At 62.1% G+C, this 14910-nt stretch carries 19 protein-coding genes; 3 read left to right on the forward strand and 16 right to left on the reverse strand.

The features are described from left to right. Positions 1-102 precede the first annotated feature (102 nt). Complete coding sequence (locus P0D87_RS19895; RefSeq protein ID WP_053859988.1) at positions 103-1311, forward strand: ABC transporter substrate-binding protein; 1209 nt, start codon at positions 103-105, stop codon at positions 1309-1311. A 32-nt stretch (positions 1312-1343) separates the two neighbouring features. Here the strand turns inward: P0D87_RS19895 and P0D87_RS19900 are convergent, their stop codons facing one another. Further along, positions 1344-1595: a hypothetical protein gene (locus P0D87_RS19900; protein WP_006049586.1), complete on the reverse strand. Its 252-nt coding sequence runs from the start codon at positions 1593-1595 to the stop codon at positions 1344-1346. Between the two features lie 151 nt (positions 1596-1746). Here P0D87_RS19900 and P0D87_RS19905 point away from each other — a divergent pair, with 151 nt between their 5' ends. Next, positions 1747-2277: a DUF6496 domain-containing protein gene (locus P0D87_RS19905; protein WP_053859989.1), complete on the forward strand. Its 531-nt coding sequence runs from the start codon at positions 1747-1749 to the stop codon at positions 2275-2277. A gap of 43 nt (positions 2278-2320) precedes the next feature. On the opposite strand, the gene aptA is transcribed toward P0D87_RS19905, so the two are convergent. Then, complete coding sequence (gene aptA / locus P0D87_RS19910; RefSeq protein WP_053859990.1) at positions 2321-3649, reverse strand: omega-aminotransferase AptA; 1329 nt, start codon at positions 3647-3649, stop codon at positions 2321-2323. A gap of 258 nt (positions 3650-3907) precedes the next feature. Here aptA and P0D87_RS19915 point away from each other — a divergent pair, with 258 nt between their 5' ends. Next, positions 3908-5323, forward strand: a complete 1416-nt coding sequence (locus P0D87_RS19915; protein ID WP_053859991.1) for an aminotransferase-like domain-containing protein — start codon at positions 3908-3910, stop codon at positions 5321-5323. A gap of 31 nt (positions 5324-5354) precedes the next feature. Here P0D87_RS19915 and P0D87_RS19920 read toward each other — a convergent pair whose 3' ends face one another. The 14 genes from P0D87_RS19920 to P0D87_RS19985 form a co-directional block, all read right to left on the reverse strand. After that, positions 5355-5981: a LysE family translocator gene (locus tag P0D87_RS19920; protein WP_006049582.1), complete on the reverse strand. Its 627-nt coding sequence runs from the start codon at positions 5979-5981 to the stop codon at positions 5355-5357. A 119-nt stretch (positions 5982-6100) separates the two neighbouring features. Next, positions 6101-6580, reverse strand: a complete 480-nt coding sequence (locus tag P0D87_RS19925; RefSeq protein WP_216649174.1) for a DUF3788 domain-containing protein — start codon at positions 6578-6580, stop codon at positions 6101-6103. Between the two features lie 54 nt (positions 6581-6634). Further along, complete coding sequence (locus P0D87_RS19930) at positions 6635-7141, reverse strand: YkgB family protein (protein ID WP_006049580.1); 507 nt, start codon at positions 7139-7141, stop codon at positions 6635-6637. Positions 7142-7311: 170 nt separating this feature from the next. Then, complete coding sequence (locus P0D87_RS19935) at positions 7312-7761, reverse strand: GNAT family N-acetyltransferase (protein WP_053859992.1); 450 nt, start codon at positions 7759-7761, stop codon at positions 7312-7314. Positions 7762-7804: 43 nt separating this feature from the next. After that, complete coding sequence (locus tag P0D87_RS19940; RefSeq protein WP_006049578.1) at positions 7805-8275, reverse strand: pyridoxamine 5'-phosphate oxidase family protein; 471 nt, start codon at positions 8273-8275, stop codon at positions 7805-7807. A gap of 71 nt (positions 8276-8346) precedes the next feature. Beyond that, positions 8347-9042: a glutathione S-transferase N-terminal domain-containing protein gene (locus P0D87_RS19945; RefSeq protein WP_053859993.1), complete on the reverse strand. Its 696-nt coding sequence runs from the start codon at positions 9040-9042 to the stop codon at positions 8347-8349. A gap of 98 nt (positions 9043-9140) precedes the next feature. Continuing rightward, positions 9141-9686: a carboxymuconolactone decarboxylase family protein gene (locus P0D87_RS19950; RefSeq protein ID WP_006049576.1), complete on the reverse strand. Its 546-nt coding sequence runs from the start codon at positions 9684-9686 to the stop codon at positions 9141-9143. Between the two features lie 130 nt (positions 9687-9816). Further along, the gene (locus P0D87_RS19955; RefSeq protein WP_053859994.1) at positions 9817-10452 is read right to left on the reverse strand and encodes a nitroreductase family protein; all 636 of its coding nucleotides are present in this window, start codon (positions 10450-10452) and stop codon (positions 9817-9819) included. Positions 10453-10535: 83 nt separating this feature from the next. After that, positions 10536-11300, reverse strand: coding sequence for an alpha/beta hydrolase family protein (locus P0D87_RS19960; RefSeq protein ID WP_006049574.1), 765 nt, complete (start codon positions 11298-11300; stop codon positions 10536-10538). 170 nt (positions 11301-11470) lie between these two features. Then, positions 11471-12427, reverse strand: coding sequence for an AraC family transcriptional regulator (locus P0D87_RS19965; protein ID WP_053859995.1), 957 nt, complete (start codon positions 12425-12427; stop codon positions 11471-11473). A gap of 36 nt (positions 12428-12463) precedes the next feature. Then, the gene (locus P0D87_RS19970; RefSeq protein WP_053859996.1) at positions 12464-13174 is read right to left on the reverse strand and encodes an SDR family NAD(P)-dependent oxidoreductase; all 711 of its coding nucleotides are present in this window, start codon (positions 13172-13174) and stop codon (positions 12464-12466) included. 25 nt (positions 13175-13199) lie between these two features. Then, complete coding sequence (locus tag P0D87_RS19975) at positions 13200-13463, reverse strand: DUF3331 domain-containing protein (RefSeq protein ID WP_082367147.1); 264 nt, start codon at positions 13461-13463, stop codon at positions 13200-13202. 39 nt (positions 13464-13502) lie between these two features. Further along, on the reverse strand, positions 13503-14135 hold the full coding sequence (locus P0D87_RS19980) for an FMN-dependent NADH-azoreductase (protein ID WP_053859997.1): 633 nt from the start codon (positions 14133-14135) through the stop codon (positions 13503-13505). 79 nt (positions 14136-14214) lie between these two features. Beyond that, positions 14215-14832, reverse strand: coding sequence for a nitroreductase family protein (locus tag P0D87_RS19985; protein WP_006049570.1), 618 nt, complete (start codon positions 14830-14832; stop codon positions 14215-14217). Between the last annotated feature and the right edge of the window lie 78 nt (positions 14833-14910).

The raw sequence follows: 14910 nt of genomic DNA on the forward strand, positions 1-14910 counted from the left end.
GCCACTGCCCGCCCGACCGCTTGAACGCCGCCGCAACGCCTGATAGAACAGCCTGTTAGAAGACCAACGCATTCCCGCAATCCCATTGATACGGAGAAACGCATGACCACGCGCGCACGATGGATCTCTCGCCTGACGCTATCGACGGTTGTTTCATTCGCCGCCTTCGGCGCGAACGCCCAGCAGACCATCAAGATCGGGGAAATCAACAGCTATAAGGCGCAGCCGGCCTTTCTCGGGCCTTACAAGAACGGCTGGAATCTCGCGCTGGAACAGATCAACGGCGCGGGCGGCGTGCTCGGCAAAAAGCTCGAAGTCGTTTCGCGCGACGACAACGGCAACCCTGGCGACACCATTCGCGTCGCGCAGGAGCTGATCGCTCGTGAACAGGTGCAGTTGCTGTTCGGTGGTTTCCTGTCGAACACCGGCCTCGCGCTCACCGATTTCGCGAAGCAGAAAAAGATCTTCTTCCTCGCCGCCGAACCGTTGACCGACAAGATCGTCTGGGCCGACGGCAACAAATACACGTACCGTCTGCGTCCTTCCACGTATATGCAGGTCGCGATGCTCGTGCCCGAAGCGGCCAAGCTGAAGAAAAAGCGCTGGGCGCTTGTCTATCCGAACTATGAGTATGGGCAGTCGGCGGTCGCGACGTTCAAGAAGCTCCTCACCGCCGCGCAGCCCGACGTGCAGTTCGTGGCCGAACAGGCCACGCCGCTCGGCAACGTGGATGCGGGCGCGGTCACGCAGGCTCTCGCCGATGCGAAGCCCGACGCGATCTTCAACGTGCTGTTCGGCGCCGACCTCGGCAAGTTCGTGCGCGAGGGCAATACGCGCGGCCTCTTCAAGGACCGCACGGTGGTGTCGCTGCTGACGGGCGAGCCGGATTATCTCGATCCGCTGGGCGCCGAAGCGCCGGCCGGCTGGATCGTGACGGGCTACCCGTGGTATTCGATCGACACTCCGGCGAACAAGAAGTTTGTCGACGCCTATCAGGCGAAGTATCACGACTACCCGCGGCTCGGCTCGGTGGTCGGCTACTCGGCGCTGATGTCGATCGCTGCGGGCATCAAAAAGGCCGGTTCCGCGGATACCGACAAGCTCGCGGCCGCGTTCAAGGGTCTCGCCGTCGACACACCGTTCGGGCCGATCACCTATCGCGCGCAGGACAATCAGTCGACGATGGGCGCTTACGTCGGCGTCACCGGTCTGAAGGACGGCAAGGGTGTGATGACGTCGTATCGCTACATCGACGGCGCGAGCGTGCAGCCGTCGGATGCCGACGTGAAGAAGCTGCGGCCCGGCGAGTAAGCAGGCGTCGACGTCGGCCTCGGCCTCGGCGGCTATTCCTCCGCGTCGTGCTCCGCCACGAAGCGCCGCAAGTAAGCCAGCACCGCCGCTTCGACCGCGCGATGGTCGGCGGTGCTTTTCGAGCCCGCGTTCTCCTCGTCGCCGAACAGCGACGATGGCGCGTCGTGCACGTCGATTTCCTGCCCTTCGCGGAAGATGCGAATTTCGTGGACGTCTTCCGCGTATTCCGCGATCCAGTGAACGCCTTCGATATGCGCGCCTGCGCGCACGGTGGGGATCTTCATCAGTGTCTCCCATTCGGACCGGTCCAGTGCGCCGACCCTTGACCACACCATACGCCGTCCCCGTGAACGGCGCGAGTCCTGGCGAAGTGTCCCGGCGCTGCGGCACAGCCATTGCTTCACTGCATGGGCCACAGTCAACCGGAGAACTGTCATGCCCGAGAAGAAAACCCTCAAGCGTGCGGAAGACGACAAACGCGCCGGCAAGTCGGCGAGCACGCAAGCTGGAGAGTTCGTCAAGGAACAGGTGGACAAGGTGCGCGCCGGCAAGCACGGCGTGCGCTCGCCGAAACAGGCGATTGCGATCGGATTGTCGGAGGCGCGTCGCGCGGGCGTCGATCTAAAGGCGCCGAAGAAGGGCAGCACGAGCGAGGCGACCCGCAAGAAGGCGGAGAAGGACAGCGCCGCGGGACACAAGAAGGGCGCCGCGAAAAAGACCGCCAGCAAGGAGTCGACGGCGAAGCGCTCGCGCACCACGACCAATGTGCTGAAGCGCGAAAGCAAGGCCGGCGCATCGCACTCGGCGATGTCGAAGCAGGCGAAGTCGGCGGCGGCCAAGCGGCCGGCCGCGAGCCGCTCGGCGGCGGCGAAGAAGGCTGCCGCGACGAAAGGCGCAGCCGGACGTTCAGCCGCGGCGAAGAAGGCGGCGCAGACACGCGCTGCGCGCGCGCATCAGCATCACTGACGGCGGACGGCGCGCGACCTGCGCGCCGTTGTTCGCTGTCGCCTTACTGCACCGTGGCCAGCACGTCGCCGACCGTCTTGAAGAGATGCGCGATCTGCTCTTCGTTGATGATGAGCGGCGGCGAAAACGCCAGGATGTCCCCCGTAAAGCGCACCAGCACGCCCGCCTCGAAGCATTTGACGAACGCCTCGTAAGCGCGCGCGCCCGGTGCGCCGTCGCGCGATTCGAGTTCGATGCCGGCGATCATCCCAAGGTTGCGGATGTCCTTCACATGCTTCGCGCCGCGCAGCGAGTGAACGGCGGCTTCGAACGTCGGCGCGAGCGACGCGGCGCGTTCGAACAGGCCCTCGCTGCGATACAGGTCGAGCGTCGCGATGGCGGCGGCGACCGCGGCCGGGTGCGCCGAATACGTGTAGCCGTGGAACAGCTCGATCGCGCCTTGTGCGCCGCCGTTGACGATCGTGTCGTGCACCGTGCGGCTCGCCGCGACTGCGCCCATCGGAATCGACGCGTTGTTGATCGCCTTCGCCATCGTGATCAGGTCGGGCGTCACGCCGAAATATTCGCTGGCCGTGGCCTTGCCGACGCGGCCGAAGCCCGTGATCACTTCGTCGAAAATCAGCAGGATGCCGTGCTTCGTGCAGATGTCGCGCAGCTTCTGCAGGTAGCCTTGCGGCGGAATCAGCACGCCCGTCGAGCCGGCGACCGGTTCGACGATCACCGCGGCAATCGTCGACGCATCGTGCAGCGTGACGATGCGCTCAAGTTCGTCGGCGAGATGCGCGCCCCACGCCGGCTGACCCTTCGAGAACGCGTTCTGCTCGAGATTGTGCGTGTGCGGCAGATGATCGACGGCCGGCAGCAGCGCGCCGGAAAACGTCTTGCGGTTCGGCGCGATGCCGCCGACCGAAATGCCGCCGAAGCCCACGCCGTGATAACCGCGCTCGCGGCCGATCAGGCGCGTGCGCTGCGCTTCGCCGCGCGAGCGGTGATAGGCGAGCGCGATTTTCAGCGCGGTATCGACGGATTCGGAACCCGAGTTCGTGAAGAAGATGCGGTCGAGGCCTTCGGGCATCAGCTCGGCGACCCGCGTGGCCGCTTCGAACGCGAGCGGATGGCCCATCTGGAACGTCGGCGCAAAGTCCAGCGTGGAAAGCTGCTTCGTGATCGCGGCGACGATCTCGTCGCGGCTGTGGCCCGCATTCACGCACCATAGGCCCGCGCAGCCGTCGAGCACTTCGCGGCCGTCCGTGCTGCGGTAGTACATGCCTTTCGCCGATTCCAGCAGGCGCGGCGCGGCCTTGAACTGGCGATTGGCGGTGAACGGCATCCAGAAAGACGACAGATCGTCGATGACGGGGCGCGAAGTCATGGGTTTCTCCTCGAAGTGGTTTCCCAAGAGGGACTTCCTTTGGGCGTCCCCCAAGAATAGTTGCTTCGGGGCGTCTGCCAAGGGGACTTCCTTTGGGCGTAGCCAAAACTGTAGCGTTCGCGGTTTAATGGCGGCATAAACAGTTGACGCGGTGTCGCGCTAACTGTGTTGGTGGATCGGCGGTAACTGTGCCGACGCGATCCGCTTCGGGCCGTGCGTCGCGGCCGGCTTTTTCGTTCCGAGTCCACATCCCCGACCATGATCGAATTGAATCTCGAGCGCGACCGGCGCGCCGCTCCCACGCTCGTCGACCAGGTCGTGCAAGGCTTCGCGCAAGCCATCGAAGCGCAGTCGCTGCGCGCAGGCGCGCTGCTGCCGTCGGTGCGGCAACTTGCGCAGACGCATGAGTTGAGCACCTTCACGGTGACGGAGGCGTACAACCGTCTGGTGTCGATGGGGCTCGTGGTCGCGCGGCGCGGCTCCGGTTATCGCGTGGCGGCGCGCTCGCCTGCGCCGCGAGCGGCCGTGACCGACTGGCAGCCGCCGAGCCTCACCGCGACCTGGCTTCTGTCCGACGTATTCGCCGATCATTCGGTGCCGATCAAGGCCGGCGGCGGCTGGCTGCCGAACGAATGGATCAACGAGACCGGTTTGCAGCATGCGTTGCGCGCGATGAGCCGGGTGCCTGCCGCGCGGTTCGGCGATTACGGGCATCCCTACGGCTTCGCGCCGTTGCGCGAGCGCATCGCCGAGCAGCTCGACCGGCGCGGCCTGCCCGTCGACGTGTCCAACGTGCTGCTCACGCAGGGCGCGACGCAAGGGCTCGATCTGATCGTGCGCACGTTGCTGCGCGCGGGCGACGCGGTGATCGTCGAAGATCCCGGCTATTGCAACCTGCTGCAGATTCTCAAGCTCGCCGGACTCGTCGTGCATGGCGTGCCGCGCACGCCCGCGGGCGTCGATACCGAGGTGCTCGAAGCGCTCGTCGCGGAGCACAAGCCGAAGGCCATTTTCGTCAACACGACGCTCCAGAATCCGACCGGCGCGACCTTCGGCATGTCGGCGGCGTTCCGCCTGCTGCAGATCGCGGAGCGTCAGCGCATGTGGGTGATCGAGGACGACGTGAGCCGCGAACTGGCGCCGTCCGGCGCGCCGCTTTTTGCCGCGATGGAAGGCTTGCAGCGCGTGCTGTATGTGGGCGGTTTTTCGAAGACGGTGACGCCGGGGCTGCGCTGCGGCTACGTGGTCGCGGAGCGCGCGGTGCTGCGCGAACTGGCGCGCACGAAGATGGCGGTGGGCTTGACGTCGTCGGAGGCGATCGAGCGGATTGTCGATAAGGTGCTGCTCGAGGGCCGCTACGCGCGTCACGTGGAAGCGGTCAACGAGCGGCTCAAGCTCGCGCATGCGACCGTCGAAGAGCGGCTCGACTCGCTTGGGCTCGAAGTGTTTCATCGGCCGCGAGCGGGGTTGTTTCTGTGGGCTCGCCTGCCGATTGATCCTGCTTCTGCCGGCGACGTCGCGACCGCGGCGCTCAAGCACGGCATCTGGCTTGCGCCCGGCTCATACTTCCGGCCGGACGACGCGCCGAGCGCATGGTTTCGCTTCAACGCCCCTTATTCGACCGATGATGCGTTGTGGCGCTTCATCGAGCGAGTGGGGCGCGGGGCGGTTTAGATGCGCATCGCCTGGCGCGTCTCTCGCTCGCTTACGAGGTGGCTGCGTCCAGCAGCTTCAGCGCGATCGGATACAGCGAAAGCACGAGCAGCAGCGCCATCGTGATGTTAAAAGCGCGCAGACGCCTCGCGTCGGACAACACGCGCCGCATCGCGGTGCCGAACCCGGCCCACAGGCAGATGCACGGAAAGCCGATCACATAGAACACCGCCGCCATTGCCACTGCGTTCATGCTGTAGCTCTCGCTCAGATGGATGGTCGTGGCCGCAGTCAGCACCATCATCCACGCCTTCGGGTTGACCCACTGAAACGCGATGGCTTCATAGAACTTCATCGGCCGGCGTTCGCCCTGCCTGACCTTCAGTTCGCCCGACGTGCCGATTTTCCACGCGAGATAAAGCAGGTAGGCGACGCTCGCCACTTCGAGCACGGTGTACAGCACCGGGAAATGCACGAAGGCTTCGCCGAGTCCGACGCCGACCGACAGCATCAACAGCACGACGCCGGCGCTGATGCCTGAAATGTGCGGCAAGGTGCGGCGAAAACCGAAGTTGACGCCCGACGCGAGCAACATCGTGTTGTTCGGACCAGGCGTGATGCTGGTGACGAGCGCGAACAGGATGCCGGCGGGCAGCGCGCTGAGCGTGAGGTAGGACATGGCGGGCTCCGGAACGAGGCTAGAAGATTTTGACCATTCTAGCCAGCGTTGCCGGTACAGTACCGGTACGGATTGTGGGATGATATCCGGTACAGAGAAGGGATTCCGCGACGTACGATTCACTCGCGCGAAAGCGTAGGGCGCTTCATACGCATCAGCTCGGTCACCTCATGCCGATCATCCGCGGATGAAATCGGGACAGTCAGCCATTTGCCGTCGGGGTAGGCGCGGGCTTCATCGTAGAGCTTCACCAACTGTGGGCTCCAGAAGTAACGCCGCGCCTCGAACTTCTCCCGTTCAGCTCGCCCCAGGACCACGAGAACCGACAACAGCCTGTATGCGGGCAACAGCGTGCAGAGCGCCTTGGTCTTCCGGTAGCGCAGCGACCAACCGCGCTTCTTGCCGCCATATAGCCAGTCTGGCGCAAAAACACCGGGATACGATGCGTCGATCCAGCTCCGCAGTTCGACCCAATGCTCGAACGCCTCCGGTCCCATCCAGTCGCGGATAGTGCGCTCGTCGGGCTGCGAAGATTTGTCGGCGATTCTGTCGCCGATCTCAGTGGACTCGTTCACGTTTGCTTTCCTCTTCATCTGCATGGGTGGAATGCTTCGCGCGGTACCGTTAATCGCGGTATCGAAAGTTCATCCAGGTCACGGCTTCTGAGCGTTTGCCCACGAGGCCTGAATGGACGCCACAAGGAGAGAAAGCGATGCAGCCAGTAGAACGACATCTTTGAGAAGGAACTGGCCAGGCAAGGCTGAAATTGCAGGAAACCCACCCGCCGTCGCTTCGGCTACGCCTGGCGTGCTCAGGAAGAAAGTCAGCGTGATGAAGTAGGTCGCGGCCGACATCGCTGCACCCAATGCGGAGAAAACGGGCACGAAGGCTCCGATAGTCAGCGCCGCTGCAGTCGACAGTTCGAGTACGCCGATAACGTCGCTTGCCCCTTGAATTCCGAACAGGGAATGCAACCAGCTCATGATCGGGCTGTGCATAATGAACGGAGCGATGCCGTTGGCTTCGTAGGCGGTGAATTTCATTGCGCCGAACCAAAGAAAGACGATGACAAGCGCCCATCTGAGTAGAGCCAGACTAGAGAGCGATCCTGCGCTTTTCTCGGCGATTTGAAGACGGAGCTGATCTGTGGGAATAGACATTTTGGGTTTCCAATTCAGGTTGTGGGTCGGTCATTAGGAGCCTTCACTTTAGGCTTGCCCGATGCGGGTTTCGAGACTGCAATTGCTCAATAAAATGCTCAAAAGGATCAAAGAAGGCGTGGTTGCTTGATGTGTCGCAGGAGTCTTGATGAGATCCCGCACGGGAATTTTCAGGTGAGCAGTTTCCGGTACTGGACGAAGCCCGAGCGATGTCCGACGCTTTCATAAAGCCGCATGGCGGCAGCGTTGGTTCGGTGTGTCAGCCAGTGCACACGCGCCGCCCCGCGACGTTTCGCGTCCGCATAAACATGCTCGATCAGCGCGCGGCCGATGCCGCCGCCACGCACATCGGCTGCCACAAACAGGTCTTGCAGATAGCAGTAGTTAGCGGTTGTCCAGGTGGATCGATGGTAGATGGAATGCACCAGGCCGAACGCGTGTTCGCCTATCATGGCAAGCGCCGCATGCATCGGCTCCAACGGGTCCACGAAGCGTGCCCATGTTTCGAGCGTCACCGACTCGGGGATATTCACTTCGTAGAATCGCTGATAGCCTTTCCACAGAGGAAGCCAAATATCAAAGTCGTTCTTTTCAATGGCTTTGATCTCAACCGATAGCATAGATTTTCTCCTGGCTTGCGCGAGTACTTCTCACGCTATTCGCCTATTCGCCGATGCGTTTAACACCGTACTTTTGATAGTAAGTGTTCCTGATTTCATCCTGAGTTCGAGCAGGCTCCGCGAATACATGCGCCGGCGACAGCAGCGGAGAGATCGAAAGCGTTTCGATCCTGACGACGTGATCGACGGGGTACTCGGGGCCGTTCGTCGAGCGGACCCAGTCCGCGATCATCGAGTACTCGTCATCGCCTGGCGGCAGGATCGACGCATGACCTTTGAATCGATAACCGCGCCTCTCGAAGATGTCGATTACGTTGATCTCGACGGCGGGCTTGCGTTTCAGGTTTCGTATCGTCGCGGGCGAGGCGATATCGGCGAAGTAGAGAACACCGTTCCTGACTGTCAACGATGCCTTCGGCGAAAGATTCGGCGTTCCATCGTCGTTGACCGTCGCGACGAATGACAATATCGCCCGCTTGATGATCGCCTCTGCGTCGGCGTTGATTTCGATCACGGAGATCCTCGCTTGAAAAGAATGTGAGCGGCTTTATGCTTCGCTATACAGAACGTTTCGACAGCCTCGCTTCAGGCCGCGGTCACTGCCAACCCGCGCTGCACCGCCGGGCGCGCGAGACCGCGCTCGAACCAGCGCTCGACATGCGAGAAGCGGTCGAAGCCGACAAGCTCACGCGCTTCATAAAAGCCGATCAGGTTGCGTACCCAGCCGAGCAGTGAAATATCGGCGATGCTGTACTCAGCGCCCATTACCCAGTCGCGGCCCGCGAGCCGTTGGTCGAGAACACCGAGCAGCCGCGCTGATTCCGCGACGTAGCGATCGCGCGGGCGCTTGTCCTCATACGCTTTGCCGGCGAATTTGTTGAAGAAGCCAACCTGGCCGAACATCGGCCCGACACCGCCCATCTGCCACATCAGCCACTGGATCGTTTCGTAGCGAGTAACGGGATCGGTGGAAAGGAGTTGCCCGGTCTTCTCGGCGAGATAGATCAGGATCGCTCCCGATTCGAACAATGCAAGCGGCCGTCCACCGGGACCGTCGGGATCGAAGATCGCCGGAATCTTGCCGTTCGGATTGAGGGCGAGAAAAGCCGGGTCATGGTGCTCGTTTGCCATGATGTCGATGCGGTGCGCCTCATACGCAAGACCCGTTTCCTCCAGCATGATCCCAACCTTCACGCCGTTGGGCGTCGGTAACGAAAAGAGCTGGAGCAGATCAGGGTGCCGCGCCGGCCAGCGCGTGAAAATTGGATGATCGAGTGTCATGCTTGTTCTCCTGGGTAAGCCAGCGGGGGGGCGGAGCCGGGGTATGGCCGGCTCTTCCGCCTTGTTTCCCAATTCCCTCGCAGACGAGGGAATAAAGTTCAGATTGAGCCAGCCGGCGTAACCGGGGGAAAGTCCTTCTCGGGATCGAACACGTTATTGAAAAAGTTCGTCAGCGAGTACATGGCCACCAGCGCGACGATCTCCATTACGTTTGCATCCGTGTAGCCGGCATCGCGGACGGCTTTCAGATCGGCGTCGCTGACTTGCCCGCGGGTCTCGATGACCTTGCGCGCAAACTGAACCGCGGCGTCGCGCTTCGGATCGGCAGCATGTCCTTTGCGGGCGAGAATGATTTCATCGGCCGGCAGCTTCGCCATATGCTCGGCGGTAAAGCTGTGCACCGTCAGGCAGTAGTTGCAGCCGTTCACCTCGGAGACAACGAGACCGATGCTGTCACGCGTCTTTACGTCGAGTGCTTTGCTCAGCGAACCGAGCAGCGTGGCCCATGCGTTGAACGCGATCGGGCTTTGCGCGAAGCTCGACATCATGTTCGGCGTGAAGCCGATATTTTTGGTGAACGCGTCGAGTGTTGGCTTCGAATCGGCGGGCACCTGTTCCGGCGTTAAAGTAGTAGTCCTTGCCATCGTAGTCATCCTTAATTACTGGTTTTACAGATTGAGAACGGTCATTGGGAGACCATCCGTTGGTTTGCTTCGCGCCTAGGTTGCGGGTCGAAGCGGGTTTGCCATTCAAGCAGACAACTTGTCTTTCACTTCATACCAGGTCCAGCACTTCGGCCACGGGACGGCGCGGCTTCTGCGCCCAGTTTCCGGCTCGCTCCACGCCTACGGACAACAGCAGAACCGGTACTTCGTCCGCGGCCAGTCCGAACTCGCGGTGCACGCCTTCGTCATCGAAACCGATCATCGGCGTTGAACCGAGGCCCATCGAACGGGCTGCATAGATCATCGCCGCCGCGCCGAAAGTCGCGGTGCGCACGGCCTCGTCACGACGGCGCTGCGGGTATGCCATATACAGATTGCGTGCGGGGATTTCCCACTCCGGCACCATGGTTGCAGGCATGACGCCCGCTTCCACCAGCGGTGCAAGACGCTCCGGAATCACGCTGGTTTCGACCAGTTGACCGCAGACGATGAAAGTGACCGCTGCATCTTTGACCGCGGGCTGGTTCCACGCAATCGGGCTCAGTCGCGCCTTGGCTTCGGGCGTACGTACCGCGATAAAACGCCAGTTCTGCAAGTGGAAGGATGTCGGCGCACTCGTACCGATCCGCACGAGCTCGTGGATCTGTTCGTCGCTCAAGGTCGCGGCCGGGTCGTAGTACTTGGCCGCGCTGCGGCTCAGAATGCATTCGATGACGGGGTTGGTCATGTTGATTTCGGTTTTCATAAGGATTCCTGTGTGTAGGAGGGTAGGTTCAGGCGTACGAGTGCCCGCGCTCCAGGCGGAGCGCAAAGCACATGTCATTCAAATCAGGAAATCAGATACCGGCTGGCCCAGGTCGAGATCATTGCGGCGGCATAGTCGGCGTCGGCGCGGCGCGTCAGCAGGTGGTCCGCGTTGTCCAGCGAAATAAAGCTCTTGGGATGCTTCGCAGCCGCAAAAATACGCGCGGCGTTCTCGATGCCCACTGTCGAATCCAGTGGCGAATGCAGCACCAGCAATGGGATGCGCAACCCGGCGATTCGCGACTCGAGGTTGTGACACGCCAGGTCGTCGACGAAACTCTTGCGTACGACGAACGGCCTGCCAGCCAGCAATACTTCCGCTTCGCCGTGCGCCTCGATGGTTTCAAGGCTTTGCGGGGCGAACTGATGCAGAACATGGCGGGTATCGAACGGAGCGGCCAGCGTGGCCACCGCACGAATGCCCGGCATCTGGCCCGCGGCCATCAGGACGGCTGCGCCGCCGAGGCTATGGCCGACCAGGATCGATGGCGGCTTGCCGTCGCTGGTCATCGCGTTGCCGGCCGCAACCAGGTCGTCCACGTCGGCGGCGAAAGTGGTGTCGGCGAAGCTTCCACCGCTATTACCCAATCCGGCAAAGTCGAAGCGCAGCACGCCAATGCCGTGAGCGGCGAGCGCTCGTGCGACGCGACTGGCGGCGAGGCTGTCCTTGCCGCACGTGAAGCAGTGGGCGAGGATGGCCCAGCCACGCGGCTCGCCGTCCGGCAATTCCAGCCTGCCGGCGAGACGGTAGCCGTGCGGTCCGTCAAATTCGAAAGCTTGTGCGCTCATAAGTCGGTCTCTCTCGTATCAGCGTGCGTTGCGTCGATGCTGTGTCAGGCGGTTAGGAGCCTCCACTTTAGGCCTCGTCGATGCGGCTTTCGAGACTGGATTTGCTCAATAAAGTATCCAAAAGGATCAAGTCGACGTGAAGCGATGATTCGGGACCGGCACCGGGACCGCTATTGGCCGTTGCGCGCCAGCCGCCGCCATTGCCCCGGCGTCATGCCCATCCTCTCGGTGAATACACGGCGGAATGACGACACCGATTGATACCCAACCGACTCGGCCACGGCCTCGGTGGTCATCATCGGTTTCTTTAACTCGTTGGCAGCGAGGCTCATCCGGATATCGGTCAACAGATCGACGGCCGAGCACCCGAGCGTGTCCTGAAAGTGCCGCATGAAAGTGGCGCGCGACATGCTGCATAAGTCGGCTAGCTCAGGCAGGTTCCAGGGCCGCGCGGGATCGGCGAACATGGCTGAAATGGCCGGCGCGAGTCGCGGATTGCCGGCCAGTGCCAGCAGGCCCGCCGGGGCTTCTTCCGATTCGCTCGCCTCGCGCAACACGAGCGTGAAGAGCGCCGAGGAGAGGGCGTTGACGATCGCGTATCCGCCGACTTTGTCACCCGTCGACTCTTCGCGCATCATCCCCACGAAACTCGCCAGGTGGTTTGGAGCGGACCCCACATCCTTTTCGCCGTGACCTTCGAGGGTCCGGACGACGACATTCGTGGGCAGGTAATTGCGGATCAGCCGATCATGAGGCGGCCCGATCAGAAATCGCCCGCACAGCATGTCAAGACGCTCGCCCTGGCCGTCGTTCTCGCTGAACATCAAACCGGCGGAGTCACGGCGTTCGCACGTAGGTCGGGGCGCATGTCCGCTGCCGTCGTGCAGTACGTGCGCCGAGCCGTGAGGCAGCAGCACGACATCGCCGGCTACCAGTTCGCGCGCCGTGTCTGTCTCGGGGTCCTCAATAATGGCCCGGCCCTTGAGCACGACGTGATAGGGAACCTCTTGCGCGCTGGCCTGCGGCCAGGCCACGCGCCACGGCGCACCATACGCGCAACGGACTTCCAGCCGGCCGGTGATGGTGATCATTTGCAGCAGGTGGCTCAGCCAATCGACTTGAGACATAGGGCTCCGTTAGGCTTCGGCATGGAGAAGAGCGCTTCAGTGGCCCGCGCTTTGTCCGCCATCGACGTGCAGGATCTCTCCAGTAATGAACGGCGCCGAATCGAGAAAGACGACAGCGTCGGCGATATCGCGTGTTTCACCCAGGCGCCCGATGGGGTTGAAAGCTCGCAGTGCGTCGTGGATTTCAGGCGCGTGCATCGGCGTGTCCATGTTTCCGGGCGCGACGGCGTTCACGCGGATTCCCTTCTTCGCGTACTCGATTGCCAGCGACTTCGTGGCCGCGTTGATGCCGCCCTTCGTCAGCGCCGCGAGGACCGAGTAGACCCCGCTGATTGCAACCTGATCGATGCTGGCCGTGATGCTCACCACATGACCACTCGAATGCTTTTCCATCTCGGCGATTGCTAGCTGCGTGATGTAATAGAAGCCCGCCATGTTCACGTTCATCACGGCCGCATAGTCTTCCGCGGTGTGTTCGGTAAAAGGCTTGCCGATGTAGATGCCGGCGTTGTTCACGAGCGTATCGATCCGCCCGAATCGTGCGACGCCCTCGGCGATGACACGTCGCGCGGTTGCCGGGTCGCCGATGTCGCCGGCTACCGTCAGCAGGTTCGCGTCGTCCGATGGTTCGATCGAACGCGAGGTAGCAACGACGGCACAGTCGAGTTCGCGAAATGCCTGAACGATCGCGGCACCCATCCCGCGCGAGGCGCCGGTAACGACGACAACCTTTCTCGATGTACTCATACATGTGCTCATACTTTAGTACTTTTCAAAAGGATGGTTTCTCGGGGAATCCAGCTACTGCGGAAGCCAGGATCATGCGGTGGCGATTGATCGGCACTTGCGATCGATACACACGCGGACGAAATATCGAATCCCCGCGGCGTATCGGCTTACCGGACAGCACGCAAACGGCATCCACACGCGCAACACAGATGCCCCAGACCTGGGCCGCGCAATGACCCGAACAAGGATCGCTCCAGCATACGCTGATCGTTGTCGACGACAGCTTTTCCACGATTGAGACGCGCAAGGACGAACGTTCCTGATAAGTTACCGGCTCGACGCTTGTTCAAGCGAGGCTCTGCACGAGGCTGACCATCGCCGGTTCGATCGTCGCGACGAGCGAGCGGCGAAGTTCGTTGGCGCGAGCCTCATCGATAAACGCTGTGCCTTGCAAAGGCAGGTAATGGACTGTATTGAAACCGATGCAGCCGAGGACGGCGGTGAGGTAAGGCGTGAGGAAATCCGGCTGATTGGCTCGCTCACCAGCAAACACGCCGCCCGAAGCGATCGCGACGAATACGGGGCGGTCCGAAAGCATTCCGACCTTGCCGGCTGGTGTCGACTTCATCGTGCGGCCCACACGAAGGATCTGATCGATCCACGCTTTCAGAACGGACGGCACCGTGAAGTTGTTCATCGGCGTGCCGATGACAACGACATCGGAACGCTCGACTTCGTCAATGAGTTGCTCGGCGAGCACTAGCGCGTCGGCGGAGCGTCCAGCCGCGGCCAGCGACGCGGGCGTCGCGAGCGCGGCGGCATAGTCGGCGCTCGCGTGAGGTATCGGTTCATAGCCCAGATCGCGGCGGCTGATACTCGCGTCGGGGAGGATCGAGAGGAGCTTGTCGACGACTGCCGACGATAGCTGCCGGCTGTGCGACTCCCGTCGCGGACTGCAATCGATGTGCAGGATATTCATGCGGCTTTCTCCAGCGGCTTCACAAGGGCAATGGCGGAATCGGCCACCTGTTCCCGCACATCGCCGGTTCTACTAATCATCAGACGAGCGCCAGCACATCGGCCACGGGACGGCGCGGCTTTTGCGCCCAGTTGCCCGGACGCTCCGCGCCTATCGACAACAACATCACCGGCACTTCGTCGTCGGCGAGTCCGAACTCGCGGTGCACGGCCTCGGCATCGAAACCGATCATCGGCGTCGAACCCAGGCCCAGTGAGCGGGCCGCATAGATCATCGCCGATGCGCCGAAAGTGGCCGTACGTACGGCCTCGTCGCGCCGGCGCTGCGGGTGCGCCATGTACAGGTCGCGTGCGGGGTTTTCCCATTCCGGCACCATCGCGGCGGGCATGACACCCGCTTCCACGAGCGGAGCGAGGCGTTCCGGTATGACGCTGGTATCGACCAGTTGGCCGCAGACGATGAACGTAACCGCTGCATCTTTGACCGCGGGCTGATTCCACGCGATCGGGCTAAGTCGTGTCTTGGCCTCGGGCGTACGTACTGCGATGAAGCGCCAGTTCTGCAAGTGGAAGGATGTCGGCGCGGATGTGCCGATTCGCACGAGTTCGCGGATCTGGTCGTCGCTCAACGTCGCAGCCGTGTCGTAGTACTTGGCGGCGCTGCGGCTCAGGATACATTCGATGACTGCATTGGTCATGGTTAATCCTATGGGTGAATAGATAGTTCGATATGCGAATTATTACCCGCTCGAATCGGTCGATCGGGCATGGCCTGG

It is taken from the genome of Paraburkholderia sp. RL17-368-BIF-A, assembly GCF_046054045.1.
GTDB lineage: Bacteria > Pseudomonadota > Gammaproteobacteria > Burkholderiales > Burkholderiaceae > Paraburkholderia > Paraburkholderia graminis.

Excerpts from the sequence above, each read along its gene's own strand:
- P0D87_RS19895 (WP_053859988.1), top strand. The coding sequence starts at position 103 with ATGACCACGCGCGCACGATGGATCTCTCGCCTGACGCTATCGACGGTT.
- P0D87_RS19900 (WP_006049586.1), bottom strand. The coding sequence starts at position 1,595 with ATGAAGATCCCCACCGTGCGCGCAGGCGCGCATATCGAAGGCGTTCAC.
- P0D87_RS19905 (WP_053859989.1), top strand. The coding sequence starts at position 1,747 with ATGCCCGAGAAGAAAACCCTCAAGCGTGCGGAAGACGACAAACGCGCC.
- aptA (WP_053859990.1), bottom strand. The coding sequence starts at position 3,649 with ATGACTTCGCGCCCCGTCATCGACGATCTGTCGTCTTTCTGGATGCCG.
- P0D87_RS19915 (WP_053859991.1), top strand. The coding sequence starts at position 3,908 with ATGATCGAATTGAATCTCGAGCGCGACCGGCGCGCCGCTCCCACGCTC.
- P0D87_RS19920 (WP_006049582.1), bottom strand. The coding sequence starts at position 5,981 with ATGTCCTACCTCACGCTCAGCGCGCTGCCCGCCGGCATCCTGTTCGCG.
- P0D87_RS19925 (WP_216649174.1), bottom strand. The coding sequence starts at position 6,580 with ATGCAGATGAAGAGGAAAGCAAACGTGAACGAGTCCACTGAGATCGGC.
- P0D87_RS19930 (WP_006049580.1), bottom strand. The coding sequence starts at position 7,141 with ATGTCTATTCCCACAGATCAGCTCCGTCTTCAAATCGCCGAGAAAAGC.
- P0D87_RS19935 (WP_053859992.1), bottom strand. The coding sequence starts at position 7,761 with ATGCTATCGGTTGAGATCAAAGCCATTGAAAAGAACGACTTTGATATT.
- P0D87_RS19945 (WP_053859993.1), bottom strand. The coding sequence starts at position 9,042 with ATGACACTCGATCATCCAATTTTCACGCGCTGGCCGGCGCGGCACCCT.
- P0D87_RS19950 (WP_006049576.1), bottom strand. The coding sequence starts at position 9,686 with ATGGCAAGGACTACTACTTTAACGCCGGAACAGGTGCCCGCCGATTCG.
- P0D87_RS19955 (WP_053859994.1), bottom strand. The coding sequence starts at position 10,452 with ATGAAAACCGAAATCAACATGACCAACCCCGTCATCGAATGCATTCTG.
- P0D87_RS19960 (WP_006049574.1), bottom strand. The coding sequence starts at position 11,300 with ATGAGCGCACAAGCTTTCGAATTTGACGGACCGCACGGCTACCGTCTC.
- P0D87_RS19965 (WP_053859995.1), bottom strand. The coding sequence starts at position 12,427 with ATGTCTCAAGTCGATTGGCTGAGCCACCTGCTGCAAATGATCACCATC.
- P0D87_RS19970 (WP_053859996.1), bottom strand. The coding sequence starts at position 13,174 with ATGAGTACATCGAGAAAGGTTGTCGTCGTTACCGGCGCCTCGCGCGGG.
- P0D87_RS19980 (WP_053859997.1), bottom strand. The coding sequence starts at position 14,135 with ATGAATATCCTGCACATCGATTGCAGTCCGCGACGGGAGTCGCACAGC.
- P0D87_RS19985 (WP_006049570.1), bottom strand. The coding sequence starts at position 14,832 with ATGACCAATGCAGTCATCGAATGTATCCTGAGCCGCAGCGCCGCCAAG.